Source organism: Eubacteriales bacterium mix99 (assembly GCA_038396605.1).
GTDB lineage: Bacteria > Bacillota > Clostridia > Caldicoprobacterales > DTU083 > UBA4874.
In genome coordinates this window covers 870,388-891,640 of sequence record CP121690.1, presented here as the reverse complement: position 1 = coordinate 891,640, position 21,253 = coordinate 870,388, and the positions used below count along the sequence as shown (strand labels likewise).

Genomic DNA, 21,253 nt, shown 5'->3' with positions numbered 1-21,253 from the left:
ATGAGAACCGGAGTTGAGTAGCAGATTATGAAACGGAAGAAATCCCTTGTGAAATACAGTTATCTGCTGAGGCTGATCATTATTGTGACAGCCTGTCTCTTCATACCGGTATTGGTGCTGAACTTATCCGTTGTGCGGAGCTCGTACCGCAGGATGGAGGAGGACAACCGGGCAAGCTACCTTCGGATCACCCAATATTCTGCCGGATATTTCAATGAGCACGTTTCCATGTTGTGCAATCATGCCCTGAACATGAGCCTGGATCGGAAGATTGTGCGTTCGAACATTGAAAAGAGTGAGTGGAATACCATCAAAGCGGTATCCGAGACGCTGGTGGATTACAAGGTCGGGGTTCCCATGGTAAAGTCCATCGGCGTTTATTTCAAAGGAGCGGATTATGTCCTCACCACGAACTATAAATACAGCCTGAGACGATTTATGGACATAGAATCAAGGGGAAATAAAGAAGTGGGCAGGAGAATGAAAACGTTCCTGACCTCGGGCCATAAGGAGCGGACTGTTCTCCTTTCTACATTTGACACGTTTGCTTATCCGTATGCCAGGCTTTATGTGGGAGTGCCTGTTTCCATCAATGACGCGGACGATACCATGATATTCTACGTATTGGACTACACCGCACTGAAAACATCCTTTATCGGTACCCTGGGATATGAAAATTACGGCCTGTTTATTCTGGATTCCGGCGATTCCCTTTTATACGCCAATGGGAATATTGACGCCGGCATATTTCAGGATACGGAGTTGAAGCAATTCCTTTCCGATCCGCAAAACACCCTGGTGAAATATACCTGGCAGCAGAACTCGTACAATATTTTCAAGTTTTTTGATGCCGTGCAGGGCAAGATGTTTTTGTCTGTCATTCCGCAGGATGATGTGGAAAAAAGTCTGAATTCCTTTTATGAAACGATTCAGAGCTCCCTGCTGTTTCTCGCCCTGGGTCTGATCCTGCTCTTTGCCATGTCGGTATATTTAAGCTATAAACCGATTTATCGGTTATCACAGCGAATCGGTATCCGGGAAGGCAGGGACAGTAAAAGCAGGAAAGAAAACGGGGAAAGCGGCAGTACGCCGGAGGACCGGAGCGGAAGAGATGAGATTGCCGCCATTGAGATGGCATTTGACAGACTGGGCAGTGTTAACGAGGAACTGCGCGAGACCGTAACGGAGCAACGGATGCAGCTGATGGATCTGGTCCTGAACAAGCTATTGTCCGGAGAGCAGCCGGACTCCTCCGATCTGGAATGGCTGAGCAGTGTTTTGTCGGGAGATGCTTTTTGTGTGCTGTCGGTAACCGGCCTGGAAATGAACAATGTACAAAGGGAGCTTCTGGCGGACGAAATTCTTTCGGAGTTCCAGTCCCATGTATTTCTTGTTGATATGATGTACGACAGACATACCGTGTTTGTCTGTGCGATTCCCGGAACTCTTTCTCCGGAGGAAGTGACAGCGGGGATCGTGGAGACTCTGCGGCAGTCCGAAGGCGGCGGGAAAGTCGGGATCGGGACCGGCCATTCGGTTACTCGGCTGATCGATATCCGGAGTTCCTATCTTCGTTCCCTTCAGGATCTGGATATGGACAGCGGAGCAATTGTTTATGATGATCTGATGAATGACCTGTCCATAACGGAAATGGATCTTACGGAAGAGACGTTGTCCTTTTTGCAGCATATGAAGAACGGAGAAAAGGAGGATGCCCTGGATGATCTGGCGACAATCCGGGGCCGCATATCCGGGAATGTGTCCTCTGTTCTGGTTGAGCGGTATGTCTGCTATAAAATGATGGACGCCTTTCTCAGGACCCTGAAACAGATCGGAATGCCGCTGAACCAGCAGGAAATGAACCGGATCCTGTACTTTAACAATATAACTGAGATGTGTGAACTCCTGACACCTGCCGTCGTCCGGGTCTGTGACAGTATTGCCCATACGAAGTCGGCAAGCAAGGATCAGCTGAATGACAGCATCGTAAAGTTTGTGGACATTCATTTTACCGATCCGAATTTGAGCCTGCTGCAGATCGCGGATCATTATCATATTTCCATTTATACTTTGAGCCGCCTGTTTAAGGAAATCACGGGCATTGGCTTCAAGGATTACGTGACAGGCAAGCGCATCGAGTTGGCCAGGCATCTTTTGATGACTACGGAAAAGAAAGTCGGGGACATTGCAGCGGAGATCGGATTTGGAAGCGTATCTCATTTTAACCGGGTTTTCAAAGCGAATTGCGGCATGTCTCCATCCAAATACAAGGTAGAAGCGGTAAAATAACAGGAAGGAAACAGATTGCTGCTTTTGCTTGCCAATTGACAATATATAAAGTATAATAAATAACGTAATAAAAAGTAATATTGTTAATAAACAGGATTCCGAAGAGAAAATGGCGTGTGGGTAAATTCGCGCAGAGTCTCTGAAATGGGACAGAACAGGAATCAAGGATTTGGAGGAGCAAATGGATGAGCCTGAAGCAGTGGAGAGAAGAGTTTGAAAGGACAAACAGCAGGAAGGACGGCAGGATACTGATCTTTCATGGGGTGGAAGGATATGATGTATATAATTGCTCCATTCCGTTTGAATACCAGGGGGACCAATACATGTATGGTCGGGTGGAAAAGAGAGGGGAATGGGCCAGGTCCGTGACAATGCTGTTTCAGTGTGTCCGGCCGGACGAGTGGAGACGGGTGGACAGCATGATCTATCAGATTGAAGACCCCAATGTTGCAGTTATTCACGGACAGCTGGTGCTGAATGGAACATTCGCCGTATACCGGGGTGGGCAAATGGATGGATTTCATGCTTTGTTTTACAGGGGTACGGACATAAACGATATGCACTATTTTTCCACCGGTCCGGACAACATGAAGGATATTCGGCTGGTTGAGCTGGCAGACCATCGGATCGGAGTATTTTCCAGACCCCGGAACGATGAAATACTGCAGCGTTATGGAAGCGAATCACAGATAGGATTTACCACCATTGATCATCTGGATGAGCTCACGGATGAGGCAATCTCCGGTGCCGTATATATTCCCGGCCTGTTTTCGGAAGGCGAGTGGGGCGGATGCAATCAGGCCTATTTGCTGGACAGCGGATATATCGGTGTGATCGGGCACAAGAGTTATCAATCCGATCCAAACGGGAAAGCGTTCAGTCAGATCTATATCAATACGGCATTTGTTTTTGACCCGGTTCATCATAAGATACTGGAGGAACGCATTCTGGCTACCTCTGCCTCCTATCCCGCCTTTTCGGCAAAAGTGCCCCGGCTGAAGGACTGCTGCTTTACGAGTGGCATTGTCATGCGGGAAGACGGGAAAGCGGATCTGTACAGTGGACTGGGGGATACTGCGGAAGCGCGCATTGTCATAGACTATCCTTTTGAAGGATACGGGAAGATAGAATCCCTCTCCACAAGAGTACCGCTGAGATAGATTCTGTGGGGGGCCAGGCCGGGATTGTTCAGTCGGTTTATCATCTGATTGAAGCTGTGAAGGGCGATCTGCTTTTTGTCGATGTTTACGCTGGACAGTTTCGGAGTGGTCAGCTCACAGATGCTGGTGTTGTCAAAGCTGGTGATGGAAACATCCTCCGGGATCCGGATGTGGCAGGATTCCAGCTTCTGCATCAGGGTAAAGGCCGCCTTGTCACAATGACATACAAATGCAGAAGGCAGGTCTTCGGGAAGATCAAAGTTTTGGGTGTAGACCCCGTCCAGGGTATTGATGCCTGGAATGTACCAATCCTTCCGAATCGGCAGATTCCTGCATTTCATGGCCTTCAGATAGCCAAAATAGCGGTCGCAGATGCTGTTTGTGTGATGGAGGTTTCCAACGAATCCAATCCTGGTATGGCCTTTTTCAATCAGATTGCCTGTGACTTCATATCCAATCGAGAAGTTGTCAACAATGACGCTGTCAAACGGAAGGCCGGTCATAGTAAAGTCAATGGCTACTTTTTCTGCTTTCAGTCCGGACAGAATGCTCAGATATTCTTTTTTGAGCTCTCCTCCGATAAAGATCCCGTCATATTTGGCAAGAGTCAGATCCGGAGGAAGAATGCCGTTTTCCTCCTCATGATTTCCCACCACAAAACAGTTCAGGGAACAGTTTTTATCCATACACTTTCGATTCAGATAGTAATAAATTGTAGTATAGAATTTTTCATCCTCCAGGAAAAAACGTTTCGCAGAAATAAAAGCAAATCGATATTCCTTTTGTATTTCATCGGCTTTTATTTTTGCATAGCCCAGCTCCCTGGCTGTGTGAAGAATGCGTTTCCGCAGGCTGTCGCTGAGGCCGGGCTTATTATTGATTGCCTTGGATACGGAAACTTTTGTCACGCCAAGCTGGCTGGCAATATCCTGCATGGTTATCTTCTTTGACATCCTCTCGACCATCACTTTCGATTAAATTTGACACATTTGACTGTCTGGATAAATTACTTTACAAAATACAGTGCTTTTATAGTTTATCATAGTTACAAAATGGAGGCAAGAAAGCAAGTACAAATTCAGATAAGAAAAATCATAATATTGGATAAGCGGGAATCGGATGAAACAGGTATAATAGCTATGGAAAGGTGATTATCTATCGTGTATAATCTAAGGGAACAGTAGGAGTGATCACAGAAAACTGGAGGGATTATTTTTGAAGAAAGTAAAAGTGGCAGTCATCGGCAATGGTACCATTGCCAACAGTCAGCATGGTCCGGCGTATCTTAAGAACCCACTAAGTGAAATCAAGTATTGCGTGGATATTATCCCCGAACGCGCGCAGGCTTTTCGTGAGAAATTCAATGGTGAATATGCCATTACGGATTATCATGAAGCCATCGCGGATCCTGAAGTGGATATCGTGTCGGTTTGCGTACCAAATTACCTTCATGCTCCCATTACCATTGACAGCTTAAAGGCAGGAAAACATGTATTGTGCGAAAAACCCGCGGCTCTTAACTATGCGGAAGCGTCTGCCATGAAGAAAGCGGCGGACGACAATCACCGGATTCTGAATATCGGCGTGGTAAACCGCTTCAATACGGCAGTCAACAAAGTGAAGGAAAAAATCGATGCGAAAGAGTTGGGCAAACTGTATCATATTTATTGTTCCTTCCGTGCCTATCGATCCATTCCCGGTCTGGGCGGACCTTTTACCACCAAGGATATGGCCGGCGGTGGTGTGTTGATTGACTGGGGCGTACATTATCTGGATTTGATTCTGTATTGCATCGGAAATCCGGCGATCCGGACGGTTTCTGCGGCTACATACAGCGAGATGGCAAAGGATATGAAGGATTATGCCTATACCAGCATGTGGGCAGGCTCTCCGGATTACAACGGAACATGCAATGTGGAGGACTTTGTAACCGGAATGATCCGGACCGGTGGGCCCACCATTACCCTGAACGGTGCCTGGGCTCAGAATATCAATGATAAAGCCACGTTCATCGAATTTTTGGGTGACAAGGCGGGCATCAAGCTCCAATACGGCGGGAATTATACCATGTGGAGCTCCAGGGACGGTGTACTGTATGAGACCAAGCCTTCCTTCCCCATGGCGGATATGTTTTATGATGAAATCGATGCATTTATCAAATGCTCACAGGAAGGCAAAAAGATCCGTTCCAATATCGATCAGGTTATTGCGAGTTCCCTGCTGATGGACAAGATTTATGAGTCCGCCGCAAAAGAGAAAGAGGTGGGGATCGGTTGAACCGGATTGGATTTATTGACTACTATCTGGATGAATGGCATGCCAATCAGTATGTCCGATGGATCCATGATCCGGCCAAACGCGGAAAGTATCAGGTAGCCTGTGCATGGGCCATGACAGACCGTGCGGGCGGTGTTTCCACGGAGGATTGGTGCAGGAACAACCAGGTCCCCTGGGCTTCCTCCATCGAAAAATTGGTGGATCAATGCGACAGTATTGTCGTTTTGTCTCCGGACAATCCTGAAATGCACGTCAAACTGTCGGAGATCCCGTTGGCGTCAGGAAAGCCGGTTTATATCGATAAAACATTTGCCATGGATCTGGGTTCGGCAAGGAAGATGTTTGATCGGGCAGAACAGTATCATACTCCCATGTATTCCACATCTGCCCTGCGGTTTGCAACGGAGCTGACGGATTACAGAGGACCGGGAACCCTGGGAAAAGATATTGCCATGGTTGCTGCGCAGGGCCCGGGACTTTTTGAGAATTATTCCGTTCACCAGCTGGAGATGGTCGTAAAATGCATCGGTCTGGGGGCGAAACGTGCCATCTGCACCGTATCCGGATCTTCGCCGATGATTACCTATGATTACGGGGACGGAAGGCGTTCGGTGATTCACTGCATGCCATGGGCAAATTTTGGCCTGCAGGTTCAGGCGGAGAGCGGGGAAGGTGTCAGTCTGCCGATTCAGAGCGATTACTGGGCGCCTTTTATGGACAATCTGCTTGGGTTCTTTGATACGAAACAGCCCGCTGTCCTCAAAGAGGAGACGTATGAAGTCGTTTCTCTGGTGGAAACCGGCAGCAAAGCGATCCAAAATCCGGATCAGTGGATTGCTGTGGAAAGATGAGAAGGGAATAGTACGTAGTGCTTTCAGTGTCTGGTGAAGAAGCCGGCTCCGTTTCACATGCTTTTTATGATTCCGAAAAGCCGTGAACAGAGCCGGCTTCTTTATTGTCTTTTTCATTTCAGATGCTACTGCTTAAGGTGAGACTGAAGCCTTTTCACTGCTTTTCATTTCTTCCAGGATCGACAGGGAGTAATCCTTTGAGTCATTCGTGAGGCAGTTTGACATCTTCAACAACTTTCAACAGGTCGATATATTCCACTACCTTCTTTTTCGCTTCTGCAGAAAGCTGAATCAGTTTTTGTATTGTATCATCAGGCAAAACGGCATCATTTATAGTCGGCTTTCTGTTACGTGGTTGGAAATGCCCCATGTTATCGGAAATCCCCATTATGAAGTCAGCAGATACGTCATACAGTTCAATAAGAGCTTTTATTGTTCCAGGATCAGGGGATGTTGCATTGTTTTCATAACGGGATAGAGATTTATTGCTCAACTTGATTGTTCTGTAAACTTCCAGCTGAGTGAGACCGGATCTTTCACGTGCCATACGTAGACGTTCTCCAAAAGTGAGCATCTCCAATTCCTCCCATTCATATGTTTCTGACTTATCATAACAATTCCTGAATATTTGAGAATATATTTCTCAAAAAAGTAGAAAAAGTTGTTGACATCTCAAAAATTGAGTACTATAATATAGACGTTCTCATTAAACAAGACTAATATAAAACCATGCATTTTGTTGGCGCTATCGAGAATGAAGCATTATCAAAATGTACTGTGTTTATTCTATTACAAAATTTTTTTGAAATAACCTAATCAGTGTCCGGCCTAAAAAAGATGAACTTTGAAAATGAAGTTACACTCCTGTAAAGATAAAAGAGCCAATGCCTATAAGAAATGACTTGGTGTATGGCTATTAAAATATAGAAGGTAATAAAATCTTACAAAATTGACGCATAGTATCTGGACGTTAGCAAAAATGCAGATATTTTGAGCAGGAAAAGTGGTGGTGATTATGCGGGCTCCATGGTAAACAACCAGATTCACATTTAATGGATAAAGTACATTCATTATATTGAAAAATATGGATGATTAAGGAGTTGATGAACTTTGAACGCAGGAACAGCAGCGCAAAAGAACAGCAGGGCATCTGAAAAGAGATTTCAAAAAATGCACCGGAGCGGATTGCTGCGGGAGAATGCAGAGCTGTATGCCATGATGCTGCCCACGTTGATCATTATTTTTCTTTTTTGCTATATTCCGATTTATGGAATATTGATAGCATTTCAGGATTATTCACCTGGTATGCCTTTCTTTTCCTTTACCCAGGATATCAAGTGGGTTGGATTGAAGCATTTCAAGCGATTTATCAGTGGACCATTTTTCGGGCGAATCATGACGAATACCATTTCATTGAGTTTTTTAAATCTGTTGTTCGGATTCTGGCCTCCCATTCTTTTTGCTTTGCTGCTCAATGAAGTACGGTCCGTGCGCTTCAAGAAGTTCACTCAAACGGCCAGCTATCTGCCTTACTTTATCTCCGCCGTTGTGGTAGCCGGCATGGTGCTGTCTTTTGTAAAGACAGATGGGCTGGTCAATAATATCATTGCATTGTTCGGCGAGTCGCGGAAGAGCCTTAATACGGAGCCCAAGGCTTTTCCGGTGATCTATACCATTACAAATATATGGAAATCATTTGGATTCAACTCCATTCTTTATCTTTCTGCCATTACTGGTATTGATCCATCGTTATATGAATCCGCCTACCTGGATGGTGCTACCAGGTGGCAGTCCATGTGGCATATTACCCTTCCCGGCATCAAACCAACGATCTCCATCATGCTGATCATGGCGGTTGGATCGCTGCTGTCATCCAATACCGATCTGATCCTTCTTTTGTATTCCCCTGCCACGTATCCCACTGCGGATGTTATCGGGACTTATGTTTACCGTCTTGGGATCGAAGGAGGACAATTCAGCTATACCACGGCAATCGGTTTGCTGTCAACAGTTATCAATTTCCTGATGGTTTTTGCGTCCAATAAAGCCAGTGATAAGATCGCAGGGTATAGCTTATGGTAATGCAGATCATTCATACCATGGAAAGTGAGGAGTCTTTATATGACGGTAAAGCGTAAATTCAACGCAGGGGATATCGTGATCAATCTGGTTATGATACTGGTTTGCTTCATTACATTGTATCCCATGTACTATGTATTCATTCTCTCCATCAGTGACCCGGTTGTTGCCGCCAGCATGAAGGTATACTTTTATCCCAGGGGGCTGTATTTCCGGTCTTATTCCATACTGGCTACGGACGGTAAGATGTGGCGGGCTTATGGATATACCATATTCTATGTGGTGGCCAATACTTTGTTGGTCCTCCTGACCAGTATCACATGCGCTTATCCCCTGACCTCCAAAAAGCTGATGGGGCGAAAGTTTGTTGTGGCCTTTCTTCTTGTTCCGATGTATTTTGGCGGAGGTCTGATCCCATCTTTTCTGTTGATATCCAAATTGGGGCTGTACAATACCGTTTGGGCACTGATCATACCGTCGTGCTTTAATATCTGGTACATCATTCTGACCAGGACGTTTTTTGTCGGAATACCCGAGTCCCTGAGGGAATCAGCGCAGATTGACGGGGCCAACAATTTCACCATCCTTTCCCGCATCTATGTGCCGCTGAGTAAGCCGATTCTTGCGGTGGTGGGGATATATACCATAGTAGGTGTATGGAACAGCTGGTTCACCTCCAATGTTTATCAGCCGGATACTTCGATTCAGCCGCTGCAGATGTATCTGCGCAGGGTACTGGTTCAGCAGACGGTGGATCTGACGAAGTTATCCCAGGCAGAGGCGGAAGCTATGGCCCGTCTGAAGCTATCCAACAACCAGCTAAAATATTCCATGATCATATTTACCACGCTGCCGGTTATCTTTACCTACCCCTTTTTCCAGAAGTACTTTGTAAAGGGCGTTATGCTGGGTTCTCTGAAGGGGTGAGGCGGCGGCTGCGAACAGTGTTAAACAAAAGCCATGGAACATCATGGACATTGTTTATAGATTATTTTATGAGGAGGAGAGTATATTGGAAAAAAAGCTTTGGAGGTACTTGTCGGTCACACTCGCTGTCTTGCTTATGATGGGTGTTCTCAGTGCTTGTGCCACAAGTCCACAAACAACGGGAAGTTCCAATAAGAATAAGTCAAAAGGAAGCAATCAGGCCGCAGACAAAGCCGGCAGCAAGACGATTCATATCATGGGTCCGGAGACTGGCAATCCCCATATTCACTTCAAAGATCGGGAAAAGTATAGCTCCTGGAAAGAATTTCAAAAGCTTTTTAAGGAAAAAGGACTCAATCCCAAGTTTGAAGTCGTTGCCAATGATCAGTATCAAACAACGCTGCAAACCCGTATGGCATCCGCAACGGATATGCCGGATTTTTTGAATGTAACCGGCTTGGGGGACGACACAATTCTGAATTTTGTGGACAAGGGAACAATCCTTCCCGTCAATCAGATTATCGATGAGCACAGTGATGGAACCGCTAAACAATTCTTTGCGGAAGGCGGAAAAGGCGCTCGTTCCAATGCATTGAATGCAGCAGAGAATGGGAATGTTTATTGGATCAGCCAGATCCAGGCGACAACATATGATGGGAAACCCGGTTCTACCAACCAGGTTATCTCCGTCCGAAAGGACTGGCTGGATAAATTGAATCTGGAAGTTCCAAAAACAGCGGATGATTTTTACCATATGCTGAAAGCATTCCGGGAGAAGGATGCAAACGGGAATGGACAGCAGGATGAAGTCCTTGCCTTTAATCCGGCTGCATGGAACAATGGAATAGCCCAATGGTTTGGACTGGTGAACGAGATTTCCTGCTTTGTCATAGAAGACGGGAAAGCAGTTTCCCCATGGTATCAGCCAGGAATCAAGGATTACTTTAAATATTTGAATAAACTGGCCAAAGAAGGACTGATGGATACCAGTACGATCGGTGGTGGGGACCCCCTGGATCAGGTGATTGCAGAGAATAAAGCAGGAGCAATCTTTGATTACTGCATGCAGACCTGGCAGGAGCCTGGCACAGGGGATCCGGACGCTGCCTATCTGCCGATTGGTCCGCTTAAAGCCACGGATGCGGCAGAACCAATCCTTGCTATTGAACCTCCGTATCTGTCCTATAATCGTTGGGCATTTACCAAAGAATGCAAGGATCTGGATGTGGCCGGTACTCTGCTGGATATTCTATGCAGCGACAAATATATGGAACTGACCCAGTGGGGCATAGAGGGAGAGACCTATGAAGTTAAGGACGGAGAGAAAAAACTGCTTCCCATTGCTCTGAATGCCAGTTGGGAACAAGCGGCAAAAGAAGGAAAAGAGATCGGAGATTTAATCTGGGCCAACGGAAGCATATTCCCGAAACGGAGATTCGTTCCCATGGAGAACGAAATCAGTATTGTGCCGGAGTACAAGGCAGAGTTTCAGCGTAATATCATAGATTATCATCCGACGACGCCGCTGGGAAAAGAAAACTATTTTCCCGTACCGACTCAGGAACAGGTACAACGTCGGTTGGAACTCAACACGGATTTGGGTACCCAATCCAGCCAGCTGGCAACACAGCTAATCCTGGGACAGATCTCTATGGATGATTGGGACAGTCATATTCAGAGCCTGAAAGATCTGGGATTGGATGAGATTCTTAAAATCGATCAGACCCTGCTGGATCGGTACAAAAAGAACGTGAAAGACTAAAACTGTCAAAGTGATAAAGAGCGATAAAGAGTGATAAAGGGCGATAAAGAGTGATAAAGGGCGATAAAAAGCGGTAAAGAGAGAAAGGCCGGATCATGGATTCAAAAGAAGCTGCAGAAAAGATTCTGTCTTATCTGCAGCTTTAACTCAGCTTCTGCTGGTCATATACAATTCAAACTTTCTGATATTCTCGCAGTTGCCGACTACCACAATCTTGTCATTCTCATGGAAGACCAGATCCGGAGTAATCTCGCTCGTTGCATTGCCATTATGCTCCATGGCGATGATGTTCAGCCTGTATTTTCGGCGCAGATCCGCCTGAAGTACGGACTGTCCTTCTATTTTTTTGGTAATTTTCATTTCGGAGATATTGAGATTGTTCTGTAATTCAATGGATATCAGCGTTCCCGAAGAGATCAGGGTGTTCGCCAGACGGATTGCCATATCATGCTCCGGGTAAACAACCTCGGCACCAACCTTTTCCAAAACAAGGCCCTGTTCATAGGAGACTGCCTTGGAGATGACCCGGGGCACTCCCATGTTGATGATGTTGAGACTTGTCAGGATGCTGACATCCACTTTTTCTCCGATGCAGACAATTACGGTGCTGCAGTTCTGAATGCCGGTATCCATCAGGGTCTCCCTATCCAGGGACTGAACCACAAAGGCGTTTGCCGTATCGTTTCTTATCTGTTTGATTTTATTTTCGCTGCTGTCCAGCACCAGCACTTCCCTGCCGGCATCGGTCAGGGTTTTTACCAATGCCTGTCCGAATCTTCCAAGTCCGATAACGCCGAATTCTATAATTGGTTTTTGTTGATTCATGTCACTCTCTCCTTTACCCGATCGTAATCGTTTCTTCCGAATAGCTGGCATAGGACAATGGCCGGTAATACCATATCATGGCTACGGTAAGGGGACCCAGTCGTCCGATATACATGGTCAGTATGATAATAGTCTTGCTCCAAGCGCAGAGGTTCGGCGTAATGCCGGTGGACAGGCCAACGGTACCAAACGCGGATACCACCTCGAACAACAGCTGAATAAAGGTAAACCGCGGTTCGAGGATACTAAGCAGATAGGAATTCAGGCAAACCAACGCCAGGGCCAGTGCGAAAACAATAAAGGCTTTTCGGACCGTTTCCCTTGGAATGCGCCTTTTAAACGCAGCGCAATGCTTATTGGTTGCCATACTATATGCGCTCTTCATTATGGTAAATGCGGTGGTTGTTTTAATGCCGCCGCCGGTGGATCCAGGGGAAGCTCCGATGAACATCAGAATGATCAGCAGGAACAGTCCCGCATTGGAGAACTCCCCCAACGGATAAGTACTGAATCCGGCTGTCCTTGCGGATGTACTGAAAAAGAATGCTCCCAGCCAGCTTATATTTTCCGTTGCCTTCAGCAGTATGGTTCCGACAGCCAGCAGCGTAGCGGTCATGGTGATAACGACTTTCGTGTGCAGGCTGAACTTTTTGAAGTGCCGTTTGGAAAGGATCTCACGAATGACCAGAAAACCCAGTCCGCCGAATATGATCAGTCCTGTGGTCGTCAGATTCAGCAGTACGTTATTCTGATAAGGTATCAGATTCCGGAATCCTCCCAGGATGTCGTAGCCGGAATTATTGAAGGCAGCAATAGAATGGAAAACACTGATCCATAAGGCGTGCAAAGGTGCGTAATCCTGTGAAAAAACGATAAAGTTCAGGAGCACTCCCGTTCCTTCAAAGCACAGGGTCATCAGGAGGACAGACTTTACCAGCTTTACAATTCCTCCCACAGAATTCAGATTCATGGCTTCCTTTACCAGTATACGATCCTTGAAGGTGACCTTTCTCCGGGCGAGAAGAATAAGGCTCACCCCCACAGAGGTGACGCCAAGGCCTCCAATCTGAATCAGTGCTGCAACAACAGCCTGACCGAACACATTAAAATTATCCGCGATATCAATGGCTGCCAACCCGGTAACGCAGACCGCGCTGGTCGAGGTAAACAGTGCATCAATGAAGGGGACATCGATTCCGTCGTTTTGTGCAATGGGAAGCATCAGAAGAACGGCTCCCAACAGAATGACCGTTGCAAATCCCAGGGCGATAGCCTGTTCCGGCCGTAACTTATGAAATAATGCAGGTATGGCAACACACCTCCTTCTGCCGTATTTATGCCATATATCATTATTCTACAATACAGCAATATTAAACATCGATCCATGGAGCTGCCGATTCAATGGCAATGCATCCACTGTTCGATGACAATTTTATATGATAGTGGAATTCGTATAAATATAGTATAAAGAAGAATAGGATAAGTATAAAAAATTCGTTAATATGTATGGAATACTCGTGACAAACCGTCCTGCAGAACACAGCAAGGTGCTGCAGCAGTAAGCAGTAGGATGCTGAACGTGCTGAAGGATGTCCTTTATATAAAACTAACACAACACAGTACAATGATGACACCGTCTTTATTGCCTTTCTGGTATTCTGAAAAGGAAAACGAGGTGGTTGACTTGATACTATTTTTGATTATAGTGTCTGCAGGTGTTGTTATGCTTGGTTATCTTGTCATGTGCCGCATTGATCATTTTATAGAGAGGGGCGGTATCCTTGAAAGCCCGCAGGGACGTGCCAATCAAGGCGTTTTGGTATATGGCGCACCGGATGTTGCGGAGAAAATAAATAAAATGGGTATGAAATGCAGAAATATTACAGCGCAATCCTATCCGGAGGATGGCTGTTATTCCATCCTGTTTGCTCTCTCTGATGAGGATAAAGACAACCTGGCAATATGCCATGATGCCAAAAGCACGGATCCCGGGATTGCAATTGTTGCGCGCTGCAATACACCGAATCTGCGGGATATCTTCATAAATGAGGGCGTGGACAGATTGCTTTCCGCAGGTGAGCCCATTGACTCTCTGCTGACAGAGCTTTGGGGCGCAGACAAAGGAAAATGACGTAATTCTGGCATATTCCTTGCCATTATTGGTAAAAACTATTATCTATGGAGACATCCATTGCTGCCAGGGAAGCAAAAGGATATAATGGGTATGCTGAAAATGATATGCAAGAAGTGATATGGCAGTAGGAGGATGCGATACGCTGAAAAATGCAGTGAAAACAGTTTTAATCATGTGTCTGGTTACGGTTTTATCGATTTTCACCGGACATATGGGTGTGGAAAACGAGAGTACTATCATGATATTTCTGCTCGGCGTCCTGTTTACGGCGGTGCTAACCAGCAGTCGGAGATGGGCAATCTGTGCGGCGCTTCTTTGCGCCCTGCTGTTTAATTTCCTGTTTACACGGCCTCTTTATTCGTTTCTTATATATGGAACGAACGATTTGATGCTGCTTGTGTTTTTTTTGATTACGGGCATTGTGTCAGGTACAGTTACCTCCAGATTGCAGAACGAAATGGGGCTGGCAGGGCAAAATGAGCACACTGCCAGGATCCTTTACCGGATCGCTTCAGGATTTTTGTCCGCCAGCGGCAGGGAAAACGTTGTAAAAAAGGCGGAGCTCCTTTTAAAGGAATACACGCAACTGGGTGGTACGATTCACCTGGATTTGAAGGAATCCGGAAAAGGCTTTGAAATCAACGGCGGTAACGGTACGCTGGGAATACTGGAAATCAGGGACGGAGAACCGGACAACAGCCAGCTTTTGATTGTAAATGCCATCTGCAGGCAGCTTGGTATTGCACTGGAACGGGAAAGACTTGTAGCCGACCGGGAAAAAATACGACTGGCAATGGAGCGGGAGCAGCAGCGCAGCATCTTTCTCCGCTCCGTGGCACACGATCTCAGGAGTCCGCTGACGGCGATTTCCGGAGCCGGGAATCTGCTGGCGGATAGCTACGATATCCTTTCCGAGTCGGAACGCAGGAAGCTTGCTGTCGATATCAGCGAGGAAATTGTATGGCTTACCGGTCTCGTGGAAAATATTCTCAGCATGACCCGCATCAGCGCAAAAAAGCTGGTGCTGCACAAACAGGATGAAGTAATTGATGATGTGGTTGGGGAAGCTGTGAAGCAGACGGAGCGGCTGTTGCGCAACCGGCATTTTGAGGTAAAGTTGCCTGACGATGTGGTGACAGTACCGATGGATGGGAAGCTGATCGCGCAGGTGATGATCAATCTCTTGGAAAATGCCGCCCGCTATACGCCGCCTGACAGCGCCATTTCGCTGACCGTGGAAGTCGGACAGCATCTGACTGTTTCTGTAGCGGATACCGGAGAGGGTATCCCCGATGCGATCCGCAGTCGCTTGTTTGAGCGTTATGTGACGCAGGAGAAGGAAATTGTGGATGGACACAAGGGCCTGGGGCTGGGTCTCTCCATATGCAAGGCCATTGTGGAAGCTCATGGCGGGCAAATCTCTGTGATGGACAATGTTCCCAAAGGTTCTGTTTTTACATTTACGCTGCCCATGGAGGAAAATCTATGAATAATAATTGGAATAATCGGACGATCCTTGTGATAGAGGATGATAAATATATTTCTCATTTTATTGACCTTTCCCTTACAAAAGAAGGATACCATGTTTTGACTGCAGAAACGGCTGCGGAAGGAATGTTTCTGTTTTCCTCTTACCGGCCTGATATTGTCCTGCTGGATCTCGGCCTGCCGGACAAGGATGGCGTGGATCTGCTTCGGGAACTCAGGGCATTTTCCGATGCTCCGGTTCTTGTTGTTTCCGCGCGTGGTCAGGAAAAAGAAAAGATTGCAGCGCTGGACATGGGAGCAAATGACTACATCACAAAACCTTTTCATATGGGCGAGTTGACAGCCCGCATCCGCGTGGCGGAACGATCTTTGCAAAAGGCCGGAGGCAATAATGCGGGAGAAACGACGTTTACCTGTGATTGGCTTACGGTGGATTATGAAAAACGCAAGGTCCTTGTGGACGGCAGGGAAATTCATCTGACCCCGACGGAATACAAAATCCTGCTTTTACTGATTGCAAACAAGGGCAAGGTGCTTACCCATAACTATATTATCCGGCAGATATGGGGCTATGAAGGCGGCGACAGCAAAAGTGTGCGGGTCTTTATGGCCAGTCTTCGCCGTAAGCTGGAAAAAGATACGGTTCATCCGCGCTTTTTACTGACCGAAGTAGGCGTTGGATACCGCTTTGCCGATGAATAGAAAGCCTTTGGCTTCCACTCCGGAAGATTGAAAAGAGCCATCTTCCATGTACAGTTCACGATATTTTAAACGGGCTTGGAGCAAGAAAACACATCGAGATTTGATTTTACTTTGAGGGATGATATACTAAAAAGAGGATATTATAGAATTATCAATTTTTCTGATAGATTTGGAGGATATCCATATTGTTGGCTGTTCCCGGGGAAAGTAAAAGATGGAGAAAAACTTTTCCACTAAAAAAAATAAATATTGACAATGTTTTTTGTCCTGATATAATAAATATGTCGAAACTTTCCGGCCGTACATTGAAGTTGTTCCGGGTATCCAATCAGTATAGAACCGGTTCGGAGAGGCAAAATAAAGGAAATCCCATAACAGGGAAAAAGTGTTTTTCAAGGAGTGAGGTAGCAAAATGAAGAAGAAGATAGCTTTATTGCTGAGTCTTGTGATGATTGTCGGTCTTTTCGCAGCCTGCGGCAGCGGCACGAAATCCGGAAAAGGCAACGGGAGTGCGAAAGGCGGCAAAATTACGTTCTGGACATTGTCTCTCAGCCCCACATTTGATGATTATCTGCACGGGGTGATCAAGGACTTTGAGAGCCAGCATGCCGGAGTAAAGGTAAACTGGCAGGATGTCCCGTTTGATCAGGCAGAGCAGAGGACACTGACTGCCGCATCCGGAGGAAATCTGGCGGATGTGATCAATCTGAACACGGACTTTATGAAAAAGCTTGCTGCAAAGGGAGCCCTGGTGGATATGGACAAGGCTGCCGCAGATGTGAAGGATGATTATTTTGAGGGCGCATGGCAGGCAGGAAAAGTCGGCGATACCGCCTATGCGCTTCCCTGGTATCTGACAAGCGGAGGTCTGATCTATAACCCGGAGATATTAAAGAAAGCCGGATTTGATGCTCCTCCGAAGACCGATGAGGAAGCATGGAAGATGTCCGAAGTCATCCATGAGAAAACCGGAGCGTATGGATCCATGCTTTCCTCGGTACACATTTATCTTCCTTCCAATGGGGTGCCCATTGTAGCGAAAGACGGAAAAAAAGCAGCATTCAACACCCCGAGGGCATTGGAAATTTTCAAGTTTCTCAAGCAGGAATACGACAAGGGCCTGATTCCGGATGAAGTGGTGCTGGATCAGGTGAACGTGCCGGAATGGTACGCACAGGAAAAGCTGGCCTGGTGGGGCACAGGGCCTCAGTTGTTCCGACAGGTCAAGGATTTGTCCCCGGAAGTTTATAACAAGTCCGATGCGGCTGCTGCCATAGTGGGATCCGTAGGCAGACGCAGTATGGCAGTCATGAATATCGCAGTTTCGTCCAAGAGCAGGCATCAGAAGGAAGCGGTGGAATTCGCCAAGTTCATTACCAACGCGGATAATCAGCTGAAGTTCTCCAAGACGACTCCGGTGCTGCCTTCCGTTAAGAAAGCAGCGGAGGATGAATTCTTTACAAAGGGAGCCGACTCACACGATGTGGCGGAAAAGGGCAGGTACTATTCCGCAAAACAGCTTGGAAGCTCCTATGATATGCTTGCACCTGTGGAAAATGTGACGCAGATCAACAAGGTGATCAACGAAGAGTACCGAAAGGTACTGCTGGAAGACAAGAACCCGCAGAAAGCATTGGATGATGCGGAAGCAGCGGTCAACAAATTGTTAAAGTAAGCAGGGATGGTGCGAGGATACTGGTTGCAGGAAACTGCAATCAGTATCCTGTTTTATCGCAGACCGATCCATCCATGACTTTGTGTTAGGAGGCTATCATGTATAAAGCACATCATGCATGGTTATTTCTTGCAATCCCCGGTATCCTGTTATTGATATTTACCGTCATTCCAACTGTGGCAGCGTTGTTCCTGAGCTTTACGAACTACAATGTATTTTCACCGGTTGATTGGGTCGGGCTTGCAAATTACAAACAATTGATACACGACTCCAATTTCTGGAGTGCTATGAAAAACACCCTGACGTATTGGGTGCTGGTTACACCGGCACTTACGATCCTTTCCATTTTTCTTGCCGTACTGGTGAATCGAAAAATGAAAGGCGTTTCCGTGTATCGGCTTATCTATTACTTCCCGGTCCTTGTTTCCGTGGTTGTCACCGCAATGCTGTGGAAATGGATGTTCCAGGAAGACGGAATCATGAACTACCTTTTGAGTATTTTCAACATTGCCCCGGCAAAATGGCTGACCAGCAAATCCATGGTAATGCCAAGCCTGGCGATCGTTACCATATGGCAGGGGCTGGGGTATTATATGCTGTTTTATCTGGCCGGGCTGCAGTCGATTTCGGAAGAATTATACGAAGCCGCAGACCTGGAAGGAGCCGGCTTCTGGAAAAAGCAGTTTTACATTACCTTTCCGCTGCTGCGGCCGGTTATCTTCTTTGTGGTTGTCGTCTCCACCATGTCAGCGTTCAAGGAATTTACAATGATGCTGACTATGACAAAGGGCGGTCCCATCGGTTCTTCCAAGACGGTTGTGTACATGATTTATGAAAAGGCTTTTGAACAGCTTGACATGGGATATGCAAGTGCCATTTCCTTTGCACTGTTTCTGATTATTCTGGTCCTGACCCTTATCAATCAAAAGTTTCTTGATAAGGACAATCAAGCATAATTGAGGTGAGAAGATGAGCGATAAGAACGAAAAATCATTTGCGGTCAAACGGACTACCCGGGTGAATACCGGATATCACATTCTGTTGATATTCATCGCCCTGATCATGGTGGTACCCTTTATCTGGACCCTTTCGACTTCGTTGAAGGGGCAGAATGAGACAGTGTTCTCTTTTCCCCCTCAGTTTATCCCCGGACATCCTACATTTGATAATTATAAGGTTGTGTGGAACACACTGCCCATCGGCAGATACCTTGTTAACAGCCTTGTTCTGGCTGTCTTTGGGGTTGGCCTGCCCGTGATTTTGTGCTCCATGGCGGCTTTCCCGCTGGCGCGCATGAATTTCAGGGGGAAGAATTTTATTTTCATGATCATCATGGGGACCATGATGATTCCCGGAGAAGTAACCATGATCCCGGTTTACCTGATCATCAACAAGCTGGGCCTGATGGGGAACTATGCGGGCATTATCCTGCCGGCTGCGGTCCCTGCCATGAGTGTCTTTTTAATGCGTCAGGGACTTCTTGGCATTCCGAAGGAGATGGAGGAGTCCGCAATTATTGACGGAGCAAAGGTATGGCAGATATTTCTGCATATTATGCTTCCCATGGTAAAGCCCACACTGGCCACCATGTCCATCCTGAATTTTATCGGTGCCTGGAATAACTTCCTGTGGCCGCTTTTGATACTGGAGGATCCCAATACCTATCCCCTGACCCTTGGGCTGTATAAACTGCAGGGAACCTTTGTGGCTAATACGAGAATGATCGCAGCAGGTGCCATCATAGCATTGGTGCCGATTCTGGCGGTATTTATTTTCTTCCAGAAATACTTTATTGATGCGGCTTATTCCAGCGTGATCAAGGGCTGAGAACGAATAAAGAAACCGTCCGGAGCCGGCCGAAAGAGAGAAAGACAGGCAGGCAGCCGAACCAGGGAATGGACGGCAGAGAGGGAGTTATAAAATGACATATTTTCAACCTGGCAGAAAAGATTATAATTATATGAAGCAATTTATTCTGGTAGGCGGCAAGGCCAAAGATACCTGGGGGAAAGATGCCTTTTCGCGGTATGTCACCCACCTGGATGCAGACGGTCAGACCGATGACTGGATGTTTGACACCTTTGCCTTCTGGCATAACCAATCCCCCCGTGGAGGATCCCTGTATTCCGATATCAATATCGGAACCACCCGGACCGGGGAAGGCAACTTTTTTGCCGTCCCGGTGCCGAACCCCGGGAACCGGGAAGACTGGCTTTCTGTCCTGGACTGGTATTTTGCACCGGATGTCTTTGCCCATGCGCTGGATGAGGTAATCGACCAGGCGGAGCAAAAACTCGGGAAACGGGATCACAAGGTGAACCTGGTGATTACCATACCCTATCCGGGCCCTCTTCAGACACAGTTCGGGGAAATCGGCGGGCAAAATTTGAACTTCACGACAAAAGGTCAGAATCTGGACCAGGCTACAAGGCAGCGTCTGACGGCCTGTGTCTGGTTTGTGGAGGAAGTGATCCGGCGCTTTCAGCAGGAGAACTTCCGGCATCTGAATCTTCTTGGATTTTACTGGACTTTCGAGACGGTTTACCGAAGCTGGGATATGGATGATCACTGGCTTCTCAGGGAACTGCACCGGGAACTGGGAAAGAGGAACATGAAGTTTTTCTGGATCCCCTTCTGGAGCTCCTATAATGTGCATTTACTGGACGATTATCAGAATTACTACTTTGATTGTGCCTTTTTGCAGCCGAACTATATGTTCTATCAGAATATAACGGATGTGAAGGAGGCAGCTCAGGCTGCCAGGCAGCGGAATGCAGGCATTGAGATGGAGTTTTACGCTGCCCGGAATGAGCCGGCGGAAGTAAAAAAGGAACGTTTGCGGAGATTTGAAAGGTATTTGTCCGGTGGTGTCGAATTTGGATATATGAAGGATTCTGCCTGCGCGTGGTTTGATGGTGGAAGGGCCATTTATCGCCTGTATAGGAATCCGGATCCGATGGAAGGGCAGATCTATGACAAAATATACCGCTTTACAAAAGGAACGTATGAACCGGCAGGCGGAACGTGCATACAGGAGAAAAGATAACAGATAGCAGATAGAAGGAAAAGCAGAAGAACCGGGGT

At 46.8% G+C, this 21,253-nt stretch carries 18 protein-coding genes; 14 read left to right on the top strand and 4 right to left on the bottom strand.

Features of this window, described 5'->3' with window-relative positions; translation table 11 throughout:
- Positions 1-27: 27 nt before the first annotated feature.
- Both QBE55_03615 and QBE55_03610 read left to right on the top strand, forming a co-directional pair.
- Positions 28-2,289 (top strand): helix-turn-helix transcriptional regulator, encoded by a 2,262-nt coding sequence (locus tag QBE55_03615; protein WZL79264.1) that lies wholly within the window; start codon positions 28-30, stop codon positions 2,287-2,289.
- Positions 2,290-2,474: 185 nt separating this feature from the next.
- Positions 2,475-3,449 carry a DUF1861 family protein gene (locus QBE55_03610; GenBank protein WZL79263.1) on the top strand — a complete coding sequence of 325 codons (975 nt, stop codon included), beginning with the start codon at positions 2,475-2,477 and terminating at the stop codon, positions 3,447-3,449.
- Here QBE55_03610 and QBE55_03605 read toward each other — a convergent pair.
- Positions 3,389-4,402 carry a LacI family DNA-binding transcriptional regulator gene (locus QBE55_03605; GenBank protein ID WZL79262.1) on the bottom strand — a complete coding sequence of 338 codons (1,014 nt, stop codon included), beginning with the start codon at positions 4,400-4,402 and terminating at the stop codon, positions 3,389-3,391. The genes QBE55_03610 and QBE55_03605 overlap by 61 nt on opposite strands.
- A 262-nt stretch (positions 4,403-4,664) precedes the next feature.
- On the opposite strand from QBE55_03605, the gene QBE55_03600 reads away from it, so the two are divergent.
- Both QBE55_03600 and QBE55_03595 read left to right on the top strand, forming a co-directional pair.
- Positions 4,665-5,726 carry a Gfo/Idh/MocA family oxidoreductase gene (locus tag QBE55_03600; protein WZL79261.1) on the top strand — a complete coding sequence of 354 codons (1,062 nt, stop codon included), beginning with the start codon at positions 4,665-4,667 and terminating at the stop codon, positions 5,724-5,726.
- Entirely contained in the window at positions 5,723-6,577 is an 855-nt protein-coding gene (locus QBE55_03595; GenBank protein ID WZL79260.1) for a hypothetical protein, read from the top strand. Before QBE55_03600 ends, QBE55_03595 begins: the two co-directional genes overlap by 4 nt.
- Before the next feature lie 202 nt (positions 6,578-6,779).
- On the opposite strand, the gene QBE55_03590 is transcribed toward QBE55_03595, so the two are convergent.
- On the bottom strand, positions 6,780-7,124 hold the full coding sequence (locus QBE55_03590) for a helix-turn-helix transcriptional regulator (GenBank protein WZL79259.1): 345 nt from the start codon (positions 7,122-7,124) through the stop codon (positions 6,780-6,782).
- Positions 7,125-7,687: 563 nt separating this feature from the next.
- Here QBE55_03590 and QBE55_03585 point away from each other — a divergent pair.
- The 3 genes from QBE55_03585 to QBE55_03575 all read left to right on the top strand — a co-directional run bounded on the left by QBE55_03585 (position 7,688) and on the right by QBE55_03575 (position 11,345).
- The gene (locus QBE55_03585) at positions 7,688-8,659 is read left to right on the top strand and encodes an ABC transporter permease subunit (GenBank protein WZL79258.1); all 972 of its coding nucleotides are present in this window, start codon (positions 7,688-7,690) and stop codon (positions 8,657-8,659) included.
- 39 nt (positions 8,660-8,698) lie between these two features.
- Positions 8,699-9,583, top strand: coding sequence for a carbohydrate ABC transporter permease (locus QBE55_03580; protein WZL79257.1), 885 nt, complete (start codon positions 8,699-8,701; stop codon positions 9,581-9,583).
- Between the two features lie 85 nt (positions 9,584-9,668).
- The gene (locus tag QBE55_03575; protein ID WZL79256.1) at positions 9,669-11,345 is read left to right on the top strand and encodes an extracellular solute-binding protein; all 1,677 of its coding nucleotides are present in this window, start codon (positions 9,669-9,671) and stop codon (positions 11,343-11,345) included.
- Between the two features lie 147 nt (positions 11,346-11,492).
- Here the strand turns inward: QBE55_03575 and QBE55_03570 are convergent, their stop codons facing one another.
- Entirely contained in the window at positions 11,493-12,170 is a 678-nt protein-coding gene (locus QBE55_03570; protein ID WZL79255.1) for a TrkA family potassium uptake protein, read from the bottom strand.
- A 13-nt stretch (positions 12,171-12,183) separates the two neighbouring features.
- Positions 12,184-13,479: a TrkH family potassium uptake protein gene (locus QBE55_03565; protein WZL79855.1), complete on the bottom strand. Its 1,296-nt coding sequence runs from the start codon at positions 13,477-13,479 to the stop codon at positions 12,184-12,186.
- A 375-nt stretch (positions 13,480-13,854) separates the two neighbouring features.
- Between QBE55_03565 and QBE55_03560 the strand changes: the two genes are divergently transcribed.
- The 7 genes from QBE55_03560 to QBE55_03530 all read left to right on the top strand — a co-directional run bounded on the left by QBE55_03560 (position 13,855) and on the right by QBE55_03530 (position 21,215).
- On the top strand, positions 13,855-14,301 hold the full coding sequence (locus tag QBE55_03560; protein WZL79254.1) for an NAD-binding protein: 447 nt from the start codon (positions 13,855-13,857) through the stop codon (positions 14,299-14,301).
- A 121-nt stretch (positions 14,302-14,422) separates the two neighbouring features.
- Positions 14,423-15,793: an ATP-binding protein gene (locus QBE55_03555; protein ID WZL79253.1), complete on the top strand. Its 1,371-nt coding sequence runs from the start codon at positions 14,423-14,425 to the stop codon at positions 15,791-15,793.
- A complete protein-coding gene (locus QBE55_03550; protein WZL79252.1) occupies positions 15,790-16,494 on the top strand; it encodes a response regulator transcription factor in 705 nt (234 codons plus the stop codon). The genes QBE55_03555 and QBE55_03550 overlap by 4 nt, the downstream gene beginning before the upstream one ends.
- 412 nt (positions 16,495-16,906) lie before the next feature.
- A complete protein-coding gene (locus tag QBE55_03545) occupies positions 16,907-18,169 on the top strand; it encodes a sugar ABC transporter substrate-binding protein (GenBank protein ID WZL79251.1) in 1,263 nt (420 codons plus the stop codon).
- Between the two features lie 98 nt (positions 18,170-18,267).
- Entirely contained in the window at positions 18,268-19,125 is an 858-nt protein-coding gene (locus QBE55_03540; protein ID WZL79250.1) for a sugar ABC transporter permease, read from the top strand.
- 13 nt (positions 19,126-19,138) lie between these two features.
- Complete coding sequence (locus tag QBE55_03535) at positions 19,139-19,996, top strand: carbohydrate ABC transporter permease (protein WZL79249.1); 858 nt, start codon at positions 19,139-19,141, stop codon at positions 19,994-19,996.
- A 94-nt stretch (positions 19,997-20,090) separates the two neighbouring features.
- Entirely contained in the window at positions 20,091-21,215 is a 1,125-nt protein-coding gene (locus tag QBE55_03530) for a DUF4855 domain-containing protein (GenBank protein ID WZL79248.1), read from the top strand.
- Positions 21,216-21,253: the final 38 nt, after the last annotated feature.